The organism is Pseudomonas sp. HLMP, assembly GCF_046365545.1.
GTDB classification, from domain to species: domain Bacteria; phylum Pseudomonadota; class Gammaproteobacteria; order Pseudomonadales; family Pseudomonadaceae; genus Aquipseudomonas; species Aquipseudomonas guariconensis_B.
The window spans coordinates 1-1189 of record NZ_JBDLLR010000005.1 but is presented as its reverse complement, the minus strand read 5'-3'; the positions used below and the strand labels follow the sequence as shown (position 1 = coordinate 1189).

Genomic DNA, 1189 nt, shown 5'->3' with positions numbered 1-1189 from the left:
GGAAACTCCGAACAAGTTACTCATCATCCGGAAATGGACGGCTTGGGAACGCCGAAAAGCCCGATTTCAGACGCTGATTATTGGATAACCAAGGCAACGCCTTGGTTATCTGCCCTCACGGGCGCACCTCTCCCGCACCAGACAATAATTGGTGGCGTGCCATCCACAGATTCGACAGGGCAAACAGCGTGGTCAATTGCGCCGTGTTCTTGGCCAAGCCACGGAAGCGGGTCTTCACATAACCGAACTGGCGCTTGATCACACGAAATGGATGTTCGACCTTTGCTCGCACCTGCGCTTTGACCTTCTCGATCTTGCGTCTGGCTTTGTGGAGCACGCTGCGTTTGCTCAAGTGCTTGTAGGTGCTACGACGAGCCGCAATCTGCCAGATCAGCGGCCGCCCCTCATGCTCCGGCCGTTTCTCGACGCCGGTATAACCCGCATCGGCACAGACAACGTTTTCATCGCCATGCAACAGGTGGGCGACCTCTGTTACATCAGCCACATTCGCCGCTGTGCCGTGGACGTGCTGCACCAAGCCCGACTCAGCATCGGCACCGATATGCGCCTTCATGCCGAAGAAATACTGATTACCCTTCTTCGTCTGGTGCATTTCAGGATCGCGTTTACCTTCCTTATTCTTGGTCGAACAGGGAGCGTGGATGATGGTGGCATCGACGATGGTGCCCTGGCGCAACGACAGCCCCTTGTCTCGCAGGTAATTGTTGATGGTTTCCAGAATCCCCGAGGCCAGTTCGTGCTTCTCCAGCAGGTGCCGGAAATTCATGATTGTCGTGTCTTCGGGGATCGGAGCACTGAGCGTCAGGCGAGCAAACTGGCGCATCGAAGTGATCTCATAAAGCGCCTCTTCCATGGCTGGGTCGCTCAACGAGAACCAGTTCTGCAGCAGATGAATACGCAGCATGGTTTCCAGTGGATGCGGCTTGCGACCACCGCCGGCCTTTGGGTAGTGCGGCTCGATCAATGCCACCAAACCGCTCCACGGTACCACCTGCTCCATCTCGGCCAGGAAACGCTCGCGACGGGTTTGCTTGCGCTTACCGGCGTACTCGAAATCGGAAAAGCTCATCTGACTCATGGGATGGAGGGCTTGTAGAGGGTAGTTGGACGGAGGGCTATTTCAGCACAGGTCAGACGGCCTGTGGTGACTTGATCGGAGAATCCTTAG

Annotated in this window: 1 protein-coding gene; it reads right to left on the bottom strand. The window is 56.3% G+C overall.

The genetic code is table 11. The features are described from left to right. Positions 1 to 115 precede the first annotated feature (115 nt). Positions 116 to 1099: an IS5 family transposase gene (locus ABFA30_RS23865; RefSeq protein WP_410046077.1), complete on the bottom strand. Its 984-nt coding sequence runs from the start codon at positions 1097 to 1099 to the stop codon at positions 116 to 118. Positions 1100 to 1189: the final 90 nt, after the last annotated feature.